The organism is Limosilactobacillus agrestimuris (assembly GCF_943193105.1).
Lineage (GTDB): Bacteria > Bacillota > Bacilli > Lactobacillales > Lactobacillaceae > Limosilactobacillus > Limosilactobacillus agrestimuris.
Map to the genome: position 1 here is coordinate 12,492 of NZ_CALPCW010000017.1, position 14,513 is coordinate 27,004.

Below are 14,513 nucleotides of genomic sequence, written 5' to 3' on the forward strand. Positions count from 1 at the left end.
ATCTAACTCCGCTTATTATTAGGGACTTATGTCACAGCCCCGTTTTTGGACGCATAAGCTCGTTGAGTGTTGAAATATTTAATAGCTTCTTTTACCGATTGCTTCAATTCCACCAATGTTTTAGGTCGTGACCATTTAGCTAACCAAATGAGTGGTGAGTTCTCCCAAAGATGACCTGGATGCGACATGCTGTGAATACAGTTTTGATCGGCTAAATAATCATTGAAAGCCATTGAACAATATGCCGATCCGCGATCCGTATGGATCAGCGGATGGGCATCTGGTTCCACTTTGAAGGCACGCTTAAATACTTCAATTGCTGACACTGCTGTTTCTGTAGGTGAGATATTGTAGCTCAAAGCGTAACGTCCATACAGGTCCAAAACCACATGCACGCGAGCCGTCTTTACTTGATCTATCCCGTACAGAACCTCTGTAGTATTGCTTACCCAAACTTCGTTTTTACTCTGACGATCAAATTGTTCATTGAGTAAATTGTCATTAATATATTCTTCATAATGCTTAACACGATTATGTTTCTTCTTCCGGATATTAGCCCTGATTCCATGATTTCTCATACAATCAGTTACCCGCTTTAGTCCCGCCTTGAAACTTAGTTTATTTTCGAAGGCTAGTTGCGTTGTCATCGCTAAGTACCCCAGTGTCCACTTATGCTTCTCCTCCAATTCTAGAATTGCTTCAAGCAGCTCTGATTGTTCAACTTTATAATTACTTGGCTTTCTATGAAGCCACTTGTAATAAGCATCTCTAGTTATGCCAGCGATCTGACACAAGATACTAATTGGCCAGTCATGTTCTTGACTCAGTTCTTTGATAGCTTGTTGTTTGAGGAATCGTTCGCCATTGCGTATTTCCATTACTTTTTTTGAGTAGGCATCTTCCATTTCTTTACGAAGAAGTTGGGCCTTTAATAATCGATTTTCAGCTTTTAGTCGATCAACTTCTGTCCAGGCTTCCTTCGACTTGGCTTTACCCCGGCGATCACGAAGTGATTGCGGGTCATTACCACTTTTACGGTATTTTCGATACCAACCATAAATTTGTTGGTAACTAACATGATATTTGTTCACTGCCCAGTTGTAGTTAATATCATGTTTAATCAGTTCTTCAATTATCAATAATCGTTCTTCAAAAGTAGTCTTACGTCCTGGCATAATTGAATCCCGTCTCCTTGGCATATAAGCCTTCAGTTTTGATTCATTATACTGGATAATCCAATTTGCTAGTTGCCAATCGGATTTTAAACCGTGTTTTAAGGCAAAATTTTCTAAAGAGTCCATTGATTGCTCAAATTCTACAACCAATTGTCGTTTGAACTCGATAGAATAATTTTTATTATGATGGATATTTTCAAGCCCATCAATTCCTTGATATTGAAAGATTTCTTGCCATCTTTTGATGGTATGAGCGCTCACACCAAATTTCTTAGCTACTTTTTCAGTGGATACTATTTTAGCTTCATTAATAATACTTAATTTTTGTTGGAGTGAAAATTTAGATCTTCTTCCCATATAGAAATACCCTCCAAGTATCAGATGAATTTTCTATTTCACCTGTATACTTAGAGGGTATTATAGCCCTCGGTGTTTTCCAACATTTTATAACCGGTGTGGACATTAATAAATCTTTTACCCATATAAATAAAAGCCATTAGCATCCTCGGGAATATTATTCCTAGCAACTAAACCTCCAGACTTTTCTTGAAAAAGTGCCAGTAATTGTTGCGTTAAGTTAGCTAAAGGCAATTTTAAAGCGTCCTCAATTGAGAAAAAGTCCGCGGCCATTATCTCATCCTTCTGTAGTTGAATTTTCCCACTCAGGTAAGTCAACCGAAAGACAATGTATACGTCATGCTCTTTTACAGAAGGTAGTTCACCAATTGAAAATATCTTTTGTACTTGGGCGTTAATTCCCGTTTTTTCTTTTATTTCTCGTTGTATTACTCGATTGATTGTTTCCGTCTGTTCAACGAAGTCACCAGGAATCGTCCACTTTCCTTTACCTGGTTCTTGAGCACGCTGTACCAATAATATTTTTTTGCCTTTCATTACAAAGCCACCAACACTAATCTTTTCCACATTCCAGTGAATATAATTACAATTAGGACAAATTTGACGCTTCTTTTTATAATCTTTCGTTCAATTAATTTACTCCCACATCGGGGATAGTAATTAAACATTATGTTCTCCCTTTCATATACTATCTATTAACAACTGCTGCAATTGTATTGAGAAAGATAGTAACAAACAAGTACGCAGTTTTTTCATCCTTAAAATAAAAAATATCCTGTTATAACGATGCATTTTATCGCTATAGCAGGATATTATTTTTATCCTTTCAATCACATAAGGCCCATTTTGTATGACGTCAGTTAGTATGTTTTGCAAATACACGAGAATTCTAATTTTTAACTTGATGTTGTTTTAAATACTGAGCAATTTTCAACATTACTTCTTCAGAGTCAGGCGAGTTAGTAACGTTTAACACCATTTGCCCCGCTTCTATTTCTTCAAATATAACATCGATATCATTCAACATTAAAAATATTTTGCTGTTTCTAATGCTGCCCGCCTGTTGCCATCTGCAAATAATAAGCTGCTTTTAGACAAATGTTAGGATACGCTTCATGACCAAAAAATATCTGAAAAATAAGCGACAATGAAAAAACAGCTAATCAAAAATTGATTAACTGTCTAATTGAATTGTCTGAAATAATTGACTTAAACACACAAAAATATCACGTTAAAACGTTGATATATCAACCTATATGACCCCTTATATTTTCTCTCAAACACACAGAACACAATTTTTAATTCTGTGTGTTTATTTGTGTGTTTGAAACAGTAATTCAGAATATTTCATAATCATTCACTTTACTTCTTAAGTATACAAAAAAGCCCACAGATTAAGCTTTTGCGGCTTTTTCTGTAGGCTTTTGAATTCTATCTAGTGCTGACTAGAAGCACGGAGGTTAATTCCTTTCAGTACCTCTACATCAATGTTTTTAACGTCTTCTGTATACATTTGTGTGTCAATCGTGTGTCAGGACATCCAAGCGTCCATCATCTTCTTATCCATATCACGATCACTATGAACATAAGTCCTCATAAATACAGCTAAACTATGTCCCATTCGCTCCGCTGCCCATGGATAACTGATCCCTGGTTTATTAGCAAGTTTAGTGCAAATTGTGTGCCGGAATGAATACATTGATAATTGTGCATCCCCACCATCAATCCCTAACTCATTACATATCTTATCCAACATTAGATTCATACTACGTTGAGTAATGGGACGCCCTTCAGTTACTGACCTATAGTCATGAAGATTAACAAGGACTAATTCATTATCTAAAGGAAGTGCTTTCTCTTTAAGAAAGACTACTACTTGCTTATGATATTCCTCTAAAAATTGAACTAGCTGATAACTAATTGGAACAGTGTATCGGTAATACCCATGCGGCCTGGATTTTAAGGCACCATTGAACGACTTTGTATAATCGGACCAACTATCATTGATCTTAAATACAGAATAGCCATCTTTATCGGTAACATTACTAAATTTAACCGCCTGAATTTCCCCCGGGCGCATCCCCGTCTCTAAGGCAATCCATATAGCTAATCTCGTACCAATGTTATTAATAGAAGCGCGATTGATTTCCAGTAGTAACTGCTACCGGATTAACTCTAATTCTTCATTAGAGAAAACATATCTCTTCTTACCGACATCAAACTCATTTTTCTTAAAGAACTTAGATAGAGCCTTTTCCGGAACAGGATTGATTTTTACAGCTGTACCCTCAAGTGGCTTAAAAAAGTTCCTCATATGCGTTAATCGATGGGCGATTACCGTTGCCCGACCAACCGTTGAATGATGATCCTTAACGAACTGACGAGCAAACCGCCCAACTGACTGCTCAGTTATATTACTAATCTTAGCATTACCAAAGTACTGCTTAAATACGGTGGCTGAATAGTGCCAATCACGAAAAGTAACTGGCGAAATCAAATCCTTCTTTTGATTCACAAAGTTATCAAAATCCTCACTAAAAGTATCAGAAGCCTTTCCAATATCAAGGCCTGATTTGTATTCAGCCCACATTTGACTTTCAGCAAGTTTAGCTTCTTTTTTTGTTGCAACATATTTAATCGGCCAGCTAATTTGCTTTCCGGTTACTTTGTCGCGCGGCTGGATACGAACCATCCATTGGCCTTTATGAGCACCAACTGTTTTCTTTTTAATCATAGTTATAACCTCTCTTTACCGTAAAAAAGAGAAGTTGCAAGCTACTTTATCCAGCTTACAACTTCGTCACTATTTTGTCCAAGTGTTTTGAGTACGATAACCATGTTTCATTAACCACTCTATAATTTCTTGGCGGTTATAATACTTGCGACTATTATTCGTTAATTGATGGTAGGGCAATCCTTCCCTAATAAGTTGATACAACATGGTAGTGCTGATATGAAGATAACCTCTTAATTGTTTCCCATTCAAAATATCGGTACCAAACATTTTAATCACCACCCTGCTTATGTAATTGTTCAGCATACTTATTTAAATCATAAAGACTAAAGTTTTGTATTTGTATCTTAGTTTTATGGCGATATTTATTTTGAAAACCTGATAGTTTCCTATATTGCCATTCACCTGTTGTCGCCTTACAGAAATATTGGATCTCTTGAACTTCATCGCCAGTAAAAAAAGCTATACTTCCTAAACGACGATTTAGTTGATCAAAAGTATCAATCTTCTTATCGCTAACCTTCAATTCTTTATAAAATTCAAAAGGACTATAAACACTGGTAACCATAATTATGTTCGATCTAAAAAGAACATTGTGATACCGAGCGGATAACATCTTTTCAAAGTTGTACGGATCTAGTAATTGTAAAAAATCCTGATAATTCACGGAATGAGGTCGTATTTCGTCTAAGATAAGTACTTTTTGCCCATTGTACTTTTCAAAAGGATCCCGCCAACCACTTGTAATGAAATATGACAAATCATTATCCCGCGCGAAATCAACCGCATACCGTGTTTTACCCAATCCGCTTGGCCCCGACAGCCATACTGTCTTTAATGGCTTACCTACTTGCTTCTTGATCCGGACCCAGTCTTCATATTTACGCTCATCCAAATCGTCTTTAATGTCATCCAATTTCTTTGAGAATTGCAGAAATATCTTGGCACCTTTAGCTCTTAAAATATCCTTTGCCTTCTCATAACTCAATAATCCACCGCTAACCTGATCTAATAGCTGAAAGCCATCATAATTTTTTTGTGCATTCTCAATAAACTTCACATAATTAAAATTGGCATTAACAGTGTTTAAATCATATTGGTACTTTTTTGCCGAGTTCTTTGTAAGGTGGCATAAATACAGCATTACATTAATAGCTGCCATCTTAGTACTTGTTCCCCGCTTAGTAAAAATCTCAAAATGTTCTGACGAATCATGAAAAAATTTAGCAGCTACGGATACCGAAACTCTTCTGTTAAATACAAGCGCTACGTGGAAATGTGGCTTTACCATGTTACCCTCAGTATCCACATCACGATCATGCTTGATAATCGCCCACTGATATAGATCATGTTCCTTCTCCAAAGTTTTACAGCACCGCCGCAAGTATTCTAACGGGTTATTCTTGTCCTCAAAATATTCTTCCTGCTGCACAAACATCATCACAGCCGAACGAGGTGTCTTCTTGGCTGCTCCCATTTCTAACCCTCCTATTTCTTGATACATCAACGTTTTAATTGATTTTTTGTCTTAATCAACAATCCGACAAACAAGCCCCGGATTGTTGTTACTACGCTATTTGAACGTTTATTTTGGCTTTATTTTTACCATATAGATGTATGGAGAATTTAGCGTTCTGCCTTGGACGGCAGAGCCAATTCTCCATACATTACTGGCGAGGATAGCCAATAATCACAATAGCTCTATCACCATATTTTGGTTGTCCAAAAATAAAATTTGGAAAGTGATTCGTCAAAAAATTGCTGAACGATTTACTGGTAAGTAATTCGTCAAAATAATCTTCTAACGAGATAGATGATCTAAAGCAGAATAAAAAATTAAGAGGAATTACTAGTTTCACTTGCTTTCTAGAGACAAACACTCTAACAAAGTTCGCACGGAAATTAGCCTGCATCTTGATATAGTTCCCAGCATCATATACATTAGCTGGTACTTTGAGCTTGTCACGTAACGCTCGATTTAAATAATGGTCGCTACCGCAGAAATAGTAGTGTTGAAATAGTACCCAGCCTACTAGAAGTAATACTACACACAACGTTATTCCAATGATGAAATTAGAGATTAAATTATTTAACCAACTAACCCCATTGGTCTTATTACTAGAGATAATACCCAGCCGTTGTAATTCTTCGTTCGTTTGTGAATCCATAATTTAATCTCCTTCCAGATTCAAAATTGTAGGCATTAAAATCGGTGATACCCCAAAATGGTCCATTTCTCCGTCATTAATTGAAACTATTCCGCTGCCCTTTCCACCAAGTGGCAAGGGTATACCACCATCTCTGAGTTCTGGGAAGAGTTGGACAATGTTAGATCGATCTAAACGACCCAATTGTATACGTAGGGTCATCTGAGCTCGCGCAGAACTACTCAATGTGGCGCCAGTTACACCGTTGCCGACGGATGCAACTTGTGATGACAGCAGCAAGTGCCACCCAGCTTCACGCCCTGTTAGTGCTATTTTTGTCAGTAAGCTTTGAAATTCGTTAACCAGAGTCCGCTTCACTCCTGCCGTAATACTCTCAAGTTCGTCAATTACCAGGAAATTTTCAACCGCATCTTTACCTAAAATACGGTAATCACAGTCAGGATCTGGCGATTGTTCATATAATTTATCTTGAATATTACTAATATCATCCAAAACTTGCTGAAGTTTGGTGTTAACTCTTAGGATAAAGTCTTCAGCACGCTCACCAGCTTGCGGCAATAACAACTCAACATCTTTTGACGTTTTAAAAGTTCTCGCAATCGTTGACTTCTTTGGATCAATAATACTTACTCGACGCAATGGACAATATTCCCTCTTACTATTCATAAATAGTAAAAACCGAATAAGTGTTAAGACTGCATATGTCTTACCTGACCCTGTATTGCCCGCAATAAAAATATGTGCCACTTTGCTTGTATTTATAGTTAGATTCTTTTCTAAAGGTATATTCATACCTTCAACGTCAGCCATAATCTGGTCGACAGTTCCCACCAGCCTGGTTGGGATCCCTGGATGGAGCATGAACCAAAAACCTCTTGTAAGTGAAAAATCATCACCTGGAAAGGTTCGGATGATCATTTGGCTACTGCTCAATGTATAGGCTGGTAACAAGCAATAATAAAGGATTGCATAAATCTGGCGGTACAATTCTTCACTTGGAACTAAAGGGCTTGGTGATTTAATGAAAACCCATAACCCTCGTACCTTTGATTGAGAATCAAGCTTAACCTGTATACTACTTCCAACTTGATTATCCGAAGTTGATAGGCACATCGCTAATGCCTGCTCACAGATACGTTCCAACTTTTCATCTGTTGGTTGATTCATTTAAACTCAACTCCTTTCGCGCGTAATGTTAAATTAACAAACGATTTTCGTGCCCAAAGAGTAATTAATGGAGCCTTAATAAGAGCGTCTCGGTTAATCACAAAAGATTCTTGTAGTTCAATACCATCCACATTTTGCAAAAACATTGCAAAACGTTGTCCAACATTCTTGCCATCAGGCGTTTCCTCCACAACAAACGATACACGTTTGGGATAAGTGGCTACATCTTCTTTATTATTAAATTCAGTGTGAGCTGTCCGAGCTGAGATGCTAAGTGGCTTGATCTTATATCCATCTAAGCAATCAGCGTTTTTCAAAATCAAATTCATAAGCTAACATCCTTTCGTCATCTTAGTACATCATCATTTTCCTTTAGTTTGAACAAAAAAAGTTGCAGATTAACGACCTAATTTTGGCCTAAAATCTGCAACTTTTTTATTAATCACTTTTCTAAAATTAGAAATTTCGCATTTATGAAGCGATTGCCACAAAAGACTAATACTGTATGAAAATGAAGTTAATTCGAATTAATACTTAAGAAAGGAAAAAGTGAGCTCATGAATACTATTAAATGTCTGCAATCTCCGCACTCCAACTTCGCTCCTTTATGGCAAGACATTGCCTTAAAGGCACTAATGTTATTAGTAAAACCGAACTTGCTGGTATCGGCTTATCAGCATCTAAGTTATCTAGAATAATTTCTTTAAAAACTAACAATAGCCCAACTAGTCCTACTACTACCAAGGCTATTGAAGCTATTCTTAAACAACCATATGGAACAATATTATTTCCAAATAATCACGTTAAAGACAACTATATTTCATTAACAGCAACAGAATACGCTGCTATGGCTATCTGTGATCATAACCAATTGGATGATCCAACTGGCTACTTAATAGAACATGTAAACGATCTTACTCGTGTTTCTATCAACAAAGCTGAACAGGTACAATTATTTGGCTCATTGTTAGAGCTTTACAATGCAGACAGCAACCAAAGCGTACCAGTGCAAATTAAAAATGGATTGCTTAAATTTTTTACTAAGAAAAATCTTCTTTACAATACTCTCGACTTGTCATTTAGCGCAAATGTGGATAGTGAAACAGATCAATTACGATCGCTAGTTAATATGGGATATTCTCCCGCTAAAACTAAGAAATTAGCCATGCAGTTAATCTGCCATTCACTTTTCAGATTGATAATAACTAATGATAGGCCCTAAATAAACTTGGCAATCATAACGTTTTATCGTCTAATAATTTCATAAATTGCTCTATCTTATCAACAATTCGCTTTTGCTCTGATAATGGCGGAAGTGGAATTAATTTATCTTTTATATATTTAAAGTGACGAGAATATCCTCCTAATCCTGCCACACCTATTAAATTATATTTCAATACATAATACAGGTACATTGTACTTACACCTGGTAATGTCTTAAACACTTTTACACCATCACCACCAATAACAAAGTTAAAGTCTATATATTTAACTAATGCAGTATGATCTCCAAAGACTATACAATCAGTTTGTGGAGAGAGTACTTTACTGCTTTCATTAGTAAAACCGATAAATTTTTTTTGTGACTGGCTAACTACTTTATATTTTCCAGTTGCCAAACTATCTTTTTCCCTTATCTGATTAGATTTTCCCCCAATCAAATAAGAAATTTCGTCTAAGTGAACCCATTCCCAGCTATCAGGAATATCAAATGGCTTTTCATCGTTCGTAATCGCTGGTAATTTCTTCGTCCGTTTAATCTTCTTTTCTTTAATTAACCGGGCCTTTTCATCCGTGATCTGCTTTACTAACACGCTAGCAGGCTCATCATGTAGATCTTGCTTAACCAGCTTACCTTCCATGGCATATTGCAAAATTGACTGTTTCATCCGGTCATTAAAGTTAGCGTCTATCTTGGTAAGCTGATTGTATGATTCAGCATATTTATCAACCAGCGGCATCAGTTTTTCAATCTTAGCTACAATTCGCTTTTGCTCATTGATTGGAGGTATTGGTAGTACTACATTCAATATAGAATTTAATCCTAGTTCTTTTTGTTTAGTAGTTCCGGTTAAATACTCGTCTAAATTATTTTGAATGATTGGTGAAATAAGATAATAATATATAAATTGCGGATCAACATTGCGATTAACCCTTATTAATGTTACATGCGAGTCTACTGGAACCTTTTCAAATGCCTCTCTAACTACATTAGCTCTGCCTACTGTTCCTGTCCCGGTCGAATTCCATAAAATATCATTTTTTTGAACAAACCGATAATTTTCTAGCTTTTCAAAAAATTCTTGTGTAATAAACTTTGCATCCTGTAAAGTAATCCCACTCCACTGAATGCATTTTTGCGAAATAATAGGGTGATTATGATTCACCTTATCATATTTTGGGGATCTTCCTCGTTGAATATAATTTCCAATTTCACCTAGCTTTACCCATTCCCAGCTATCAGGGATATCAAATGGCTTTTCATCGTTCGTAATCGCTGGTAACTTCTTTGTCCGTTTAATCTTCTTTTCTTTGATTAACCGGGCCTTTCCGTCCGCAATTTTCTTCACCAATACGCTAGCTGGCTCATCACGTGGATCTTGCTTAACCAGTTTACCTTCCATTGCCTGCTGTAAAATCGAAGCTTTCAATTGTTCCGGAGTCATTAGTGATCCTCCTCTAACAATTGTTTGATTGCACCTAGCGTTTTATCAATCTGGGCGTTTAACTGTGCTCGTTCTTGACTGTACTGTTGCATTAATTCTTGAGGTGGCAATACTTCTTCCGTTTCAGTTGGAAAGCCGCACAAGTCAAAGTTATAATGGTTATCTTCTAATTCTTTGACTGTATAAGCACGTGACTTATAATTGTCGCCTTCCTTAATTTCATGACGATCGTTCCACCATTTACGGACTGGATCAAAATGTTTTAACTCCATCGGCCGGGTCTTTGAAAAGTGCTTATACCCCTTTGGCATGTCTAGGCGATAGAACCATGTTTCTTCTGTCGGCTTAGTCTTATCAAAGAACAAAATATTCGTCGCGATTGGCGTATAAGGCGAGAAAATACTCCCTGGTAGCCGAATAATGGTGTGCAAGTTAAAATCATGCAACATCCGCTTCTTAATATTAGTCTTAGCACCATCATCACCAAATAAGAAACCATCCGGCAAGATAACCCCTACTCGGCCGTTATCTCTCAAGCGATACATGATTAACGCTAAGAATAAGTCGGCCGTTTCACTACTCTGTAAATCATTTGGGAAATTCTGTTTGATGATTGGCAGCTCAGATCCTCCAAATGGTGGATTCATCATGATAATATCGAATTTCTCGTCATCTTCATATTCTGTGACCCGGCGTTCAAGTGAATTTCCGTGAATAATATCCGGATCATCAACATCATGTAATAGTAAATTCGTTACCGCCAAAATATAAGGTTGTCCCTTTTTCTCAATTCCAAAGACGGCATGATTATATTGATCGCGATCCTCTACCGTTTTTACCTGTGGACGTAGTAAATTAAGCGTACTAGTTAAGAAACCACCAGTCCCACAAGCTAAATCGGCCATCTTCTCGCCTAGCTTAGGCTTAAGCGTTTCAGCAATGAAATCAGTTAGTGCCCGTGGGGTATAAAATTCCCCTGAATTACCGGCACTCTGCAGTTCTTTTAGGATTCCTTCGTAAATATCATTGAATAAGTGCCGATCTTTGGGATCTGTAAAATCAACATCATTAACTACATTCAGAACCTGTCGAAGTAAAATGCCGTTTTTCATGTAGTTATTAGCATCAATAAAGGCATCCTTTACAATGGCCTTACTAATTGGTGTATCTGGAGTCACTGTAATTTCCTTTAATGCTGGTAATAACTTGTTATTTACAAAATCGAGCAGCTCATCTCCGGTTAGGCTCTGTCCGTCTTTATTGTCAACTGCCCACTCATGCCAATGGAACCCATCAGGAATAATTGAAAGATAATTATTCTGACTAATTTCCCAAATCATTTCTCGATCATCATAAACTTTTAGAAAAAGGATCCATGATAACTGCTCAATCCTCTGTGCATCCCCGTTGATACCGGGATCATTTCGCATAATGTCTTGTATTCTTTTAACAAACTGTGTATTTGCTCTTGCCATATAAAATATTCACCTATTAACTATAAATTTCATCCTTAACAGCTTTAACTGCGTCTTGATATTGGTTCTTTCCACCAAAGATCTTAAAGATGATCTTCACTGGCCCACCAAATTTTTCAAACTCTGGTAAGTTTAGCACTTCATTACTTTCTAAGTCCTGGATCCCATCAATTTCATATTTATTTAGTAAAGTATCTAGGACCTCCCGAGCGGCCCCTTGGTACTGCTCTAATTTACCTGACTGCTTAACATGGCTGATCCGTTCAGCTTTTGTCAACGGACGTTGATTGTAAGCTAAATGAACTAGCACATCGAATGGATCCATATTTTTGAGCTTCTCACCATTGATAATCTGCTTATAAAAAATCCCATTCTCTTCCATTTCATCTAATAATCGTTGCTTATTGTCAGCATTACGCCACTTCTTAGTAAAATCATCTAAAGAAGCATACTGGCCTAACATATTCTTCTTTGTAAAGTCACGTAACGAAGTAGTTATTAAATCACCATTTGCATCCATATAACTAACCTGATCGTTAATCACTTTAACTTTCTTGTTAGTTACCAAATAAACTGGCCGTGATTCTGCAACAACATCACCAGGGTCATCATCAGAAGGGGATGTTGGAGCACCACTACCGGGTCGGTGTGTGACTGTCTGTGAGCCATTCCCATCAATCTCTTCAATTGGTTCACCGTCAAATGCTGGATCAGCAAATAACCGTGAAGCACCTTTGAAATCAATAATGGTAAAGAATTGCTTCCCGTGTTTCTCATCTAATCGTGTACCTCGACCAATAATTTGCTTAAATTCAGTCATTGAATTCAAATTTTGGTCTAACACAATGAGTTTACAGGTCTTAACGTTAACCCCTGTTGTTAATAATTTAGAAGTCGTAACAATTACAGGGTACTTACTAGCAGTATCTTCAAAATTACCTAGTTGGGCTTTTCCTTCCTTATCGTCACCGGTAATCTTCATTATATAATTTGGATTTTCAGCTACTAAATCGCTATTTTCATTCACTAAAGCCTGCCGCATTCGCTCAGCGTGATCGATCGTATCACAGAAGATTATCGTTTTATCAAATCGCGCATGATTCCGTTTTAAGTAATCACTAACATATTTAGCAACCTTTTTTGTACGGTCATCAATCACAATATTACGATCAAAGTCGCGTGTAGTATAAACTCGGTCTTCAATTGTCTGACCTAAGGCATCTTTTTCATTTTTAGTTGGGCGAAATCCATTCACATCCACATCAAGATTTACTCGAATAACGCGATAAGGAGCTAGGAAACCATCATCAATTCCTTGTTTTAACGAATATGTATAGATTGGCTCCCCAAAGTAATCAACGTTCGACGCTTCTTTATCATTCCGCGGTGTAGCTGTCATCCCAAAATGAGTAACTTTCGGTCCATCGAAGTAATCTAATATCTTCCGCCACTGGCTATTTTTCTTTGCTGATCCACGGTGAGCCTCATCAATCACTACCATATCAAAGAAATCGGGTTTTAATTGTCTAAACGGCTCGTGGCCCTCGTCTTCATCATTTCCTGCTAACTGTTGATATAAGGCAAAGTGAATCTGATAAGAACTATCCATCTGTCCACCTTGTACCTTAGTTGACTTATCTAATAACGGTGCAAAATCACCAACCATGGTCTGATCTACCAGGATATTCCGATCAGCTAAGTATAGTACCCGTTTCTTAATTCCAGCTTTTAACAATCGGTAGACAATCTGAAAGGCTGTATAGGTCTTCCCTGTTCCGGTAGCCATAACTAACATAACTCGCCGCCTACCGCTTGCAATTGCTTCAACGGTTCGATTAATCGCAATCCGTTGATAATAACGGGGAGAAAAAACATCACGAGAAGAATAATATGGTTCATTGATAATCTTAACTTGGTCTTCCGTGAGTCCCTTCTCTAATTTCAAACGATCCCATAATGTTTCCTTAGAGGGAAATTCATTCATGGTAATGGTCCGTTCTTTTCCGGTAATCATATCATGTTCTAAAAACTTTTCTCCATTAGTAGCATAGACAAATGGTACCTCTAAATTTTTAGCAACTTTTAGTCCTTGAGCATAACCAATTCCCTGTTGCATACCATGACCATAATCATGATTTAAGTCCTTTGCTTCTACAATGGCAATTGGCACATTAGGCTGATAATTCAACAAGTAATCTATTTTCTTTCGTTTACCCTTTTTGACACTATTTCCGATAACATTGATCCGCCCGTCTGTATAGGCATATTCCATCAAGTAATCGGTAGATTTCCACCCAGCTTTATTAATGGCCGGAGTTATATATCTATTTTTGACATCTTCTTCAGACAAAGAACTATATGTCATGATCATTCCCTCCATTATGTATAACTATTGTTATTATACAATATTGAAGTATTTCATGGACACACAAAAAAACAGGCCTAAAGCCTGTCATATCAGTAGTTTGCAACTTCTCAAAGTTAATTCCAGACACACAGAACTAAATCGTGTGTCATATCTGTGTCAAATAGTATAAAATCTAAAAAATAAGGCTTGATATATCTACGTAAAACATTGATATATCAAGCTTTATCAAACACTGTAAATGTTTAATTATGCTGACTAGAGGATTCGAACCTCCGACCTCATCATTACTAATGACGTGCTCTGCCAACTGAGCTAAGTCAGCATCAAGCGTGGCAACGTCCTATCCTCGCAGGGAGCGATCCCCCAACTACTTTTGGCGTGTTGAAGCTTAACTTCTGTGTTC

Annotated in this window: 13 protein-coding genes and 1 tRNA gene; 1 reads left to right on the forward strand and 13 read right to left on the reverse strand. The window is 37.1% G+C overall.

Annotated elements, in window-relative coordinates:
* Positions 1-26: 26 nt before the first annotated feature.
* The 9 genes from NFR46_RS08945 to NFR46_RS08985 form a co-directional block, all read right to left on the reverse strand.
* Positions 27-1,532 (reverse strand): IS3 family transposase, encoded by a 1,506-nt coding sequence (locus NFR46_RS08945; RefSeq protein WP_251576634.1) that lies wholly within the window; start codon positions 1,530-1,532, stop codon positions 27-29.
* A 117-nt stretch (positions 1,533-1,649) separates the two neighbouring features.
* Positions 1,650-2,099, reverse strand: coding sequence for an NUDIX hydrolase (locus tag NFR46_RS08950; protein ID WP_277612870.1), 450 nt, complete (start codon positions 2,097-2,099; stop codon positions 1,650-1,652).
* Positions 2,100-2,421: 322 nt separating this feature from the next.
* Positions 2,422-2,559 carry a hypothetical protein gene (locus tag NFR46_RS08955; RefSeq protein ID WP_251576638.1) on the reverse strand — a complete coding sequence of 46 codons (138 nt, stop codon included), beginning with the start codon at positions 2,557-2,559 and terminating at the stop codon, positions 2,422-2,424.
* Between the two features lie 504 nt (positions 2,560-3,063).
* Entirely contained in the window at positions 3,064-3,684 is a 621-nt protein-coding gene (locus NFR46_RS08960) for a tyrosine-type recombinase/integrase (protein ID WP_338146937.1), read from the reverse strand.
* Positions 3,685-3,693: 9 nt separating this feature from the next.
* Positions 3,694-4,266, reverse strand: a complete 573-nt coding sequence (locus NFR46_RS08965; RefSeq protein WP_251576642.1) for a hypothetical protein — start codon at positions 4,264-4,266, stop codon at positions 3,694-3,696.
* 271 nt (positions 4,267-4,537) lie between these two features.
* Complete coding sequence (locus NFR46_RS08970; protein WP_251576644.1) at positions 4,538-5,743, reverse strand: Rep family protein; 1,206 nt, start codon at positions 5,741-5,743, stop codon at positions 4,538-4,540.
* 190 nt (positions 5,744-5,933) lie between these two features.
* Positions 5,934-6,434, reverse strand: a complete 501-nt coding sequence (locus NFR46_RS08975; RefSeq protein ID WP_251576646.1) for a hypothetical protein — start codon at positions 6,432-6,434, stop codon at positions 5,934-5,936.
* A gap of 3 nt (positions 6,435-6,437) precedes the next feature.
* Entirely contained in the window at positions 6,438-7,601 is a 1,164-nt protein-coding gene (locus NFR46_RS08980; RefSeq protein WP_251576648.1) for an FtsK/SpoIIIE domain-containing protein, read from the reverse strand.
* Positions 7,598-7,930 carry a hypothetical protein gene (locus NFR46_RS08985; RefSeq protein WP_251576650.1) on the reverse strand — a complete coding sequence of 111 codons (333 nt, stop codon included), beginning with the start codon at positions 7,928-7,930 and terminating at the stop codon, positions 7,598-7,600. The genes NFR46_RS08980 and NFR46_RS08985 overlap by 4 nt, the downstream gene beginning before the upstream one ends.
* 278 nt (positions 7,931-8,208) lie before the next feature.
* Between NFR46_RS08985 and NFR46_RS08990 the strand changes: the two genes are divergently transcribed.
* On the forward strand, positions 8,209-8,823 hold the full coding sequence (locus NFR46_RS08990) for a hypothetical protein (RefSeq protein ID WP_251576652.1): 615 nt from the start codon (positions 8,209-8,211) through the stop codon (positions 8,821-8,823).
* Positions 8,824-8,836: 13 nt separating this feature from the next.
* Here NFR46_RS08990 and NFR46_RS08995 read toward each other — a convergent pair whose 3' ends face one another.
* The 4 genes from NFR46_RS08995 to NFR46_RS09010 form a co-directional block, all read right to left on the reverse strand.
* On the reverse strand, positions 8,837-10,267 hold the full coding sequence (locus NFR46_RS08995; RefSeq protein WP_251576654.1) for a restriction endonuclease subunit S: 1,431 nt from the start codon (positions 10,265-10,267) through the stop codon (positions 8,837-8,839).
* On the reverse strand, positions 10,267-11,742 hold the full coding sequence (locus tag NFR46_RS09000; protein WP_251576655.1) for a class I SAM-dependent DNA methyltransferase: 1,476 nt from the start codon (positions 11,740-11,742) through the stop codon (positions 10,267-10,269). The genes NFR46_RS08995 and NFR46_RS09000 overlap by 1 nt, the downstream gene beginning before the upstream one ends.
* A 16-nt stretch (positions 11,743-11,758) precedes the next feature.
* Positions 11,759-14,107, reverse strand: coding sequence for an EcoAI/FtnUII family type I restriction enzme subunit R (gene hsdR, locus NFR46_RS09005; RefSeq protein ID WP_251576658.1), 2,349 nt, complete (start codon positions 14,105-14,107; stop codon positions 11,759-11,761).
* 252 nt (positions 14,108-14,359) lie between these two features.
* A tRNA-Thr gene (locus tag NFR46_RS09010) sits at positions 14,360-14,432 on the reverse strand.
* Positions 14,433-14,513 lie beyond the last annotated feature (81 nt).

Bases quoted from the DNA above. Each gene is read 5' to 3' on its own strand.
- NFR46_RS08975 (WP_251576646.1), bottom strand. From the start codon at position 6,434: ATGGATTCACAAACGAACGAAGAATTACAACGGCTGGGTATTATCTCT.
- NFR46_RS09000 (WP_251576655.1), bottom strand. From the start codon at position 11,742: ATGGCAAGAGCAAATACACAGTTTGTTAAAAGAATACAAGACATTATG.
- NFR46_RS08965 (WP_251576642.1), bottom strand. From the start codon at position 4,266: ATGATTAAAAAGAAAACAGTTGGTGCTCATAAAGGCCAATGGATGGTT.
- NFR46_RS08990 (WP_251576652.1), top strand. From the start codon at position 8,209: ATGGCAAGACATTGCCTTAAAGGCACTAATGTTATTAGTAAAACCGAA.
- NFR46_RS08970 (WP_251576644.1), bottom strand. From the start codon at position 5,743: ATGGGAGCAGCCAAGAAGACACCTCGTTCGGCTGTGATGATGTTTGTG.
- NFR46_RS08980 (WP_251576648.1), bottom strand. From the start codon at position 7,601: ATGAATCAACCAACAGATGAAAAGTTGGAACGTATCTGTGAGCAGGCA.
- NFR46_RS08945 (WP_251576634.1), bottom strand. From the start codon at position 1,532: ATGGGAAGAAGATCTAAATTTTCACTCCAACAAAAATTAAGTATTATT.
- NFR46_RS08985 (WP_251576650.1), bottom strand. From the start codon at position 7,930: ATGAATTTGATTTTGAAAAACGCTGATTGCTTAGATGGATATAAGATC.
- NFR46_RS08995 (WP_251576654.1), bottom strand. From the start codon at position 10,267: ATGACTCCGGAACAATTGAAAGCTTCGATTTTACAGCAGGCAATGGAA.
- NFR46_RS08955 (WP_251576638.1), bottom strand. From the start codon at position 2,559: ATGTTGAATGATATCGATGTTATATTTGAAGAAATAGAAGCGGGGCAA.
- hsdR (WP_251576658.1), bottom strand. From the start codon at position 14,107: ATGACATATAGTTCTTTGTCTGAAGAAGATGTCAAAAATAGATATATA.